Here is a 255-nt window from a genome sequence, read left to right as displayed (position 1 = left end):
CGACCACATCGGCGGCAGCATCCTGTCGCGCGTGACGCTGCATGCGTACGCGCTGTGCGATGCGGCCGAGGTGTTCGTGTTCCTCGGCGGCTTCGCCACCGCCATCGCGTACAACTCGCTCGCCGCGCGGCACGACGAGGCCGCCGCGCGCCAGCGTTTCATCCGCCGCGCGTTCGAGATCTACCGTGCCTTCCTCGTGACAGCGGGCCTGATGCTGCTGATCACCGCCGTGCTCAACGCATTCTCGATCGACGG

At 68.2% G+C, this 255-nt stretch carries 1 protein-coding gene; it reads left to right on the top strand.

Translation table 11 applies throughout. The features are described 5' to 3' along the window. Positions 1 to 255 (top strand): OpgC domain-containing protein (gene opgC / locus SB751_RS32995; protein ID WP_410749375.1); only part of this gene is annotated, 255 nt, incomplete at both ends.

The organism is Cupriavidus sp. SIMBA_020, from assembly GCF_046535395.1.
GTDB classification, from domain to species: Bacteria; Pseudomonadota; Gammaproteobacteria; order Burkholderiales; family Burkholderiaceae; genus Cupriavidus; species Cupriavidus campinensis.
The sequence above is the reverse complement of the archived record's forward strand: the minus strand, read 5'-3'. Positions and strand labels throughout refer to the sequence as shown.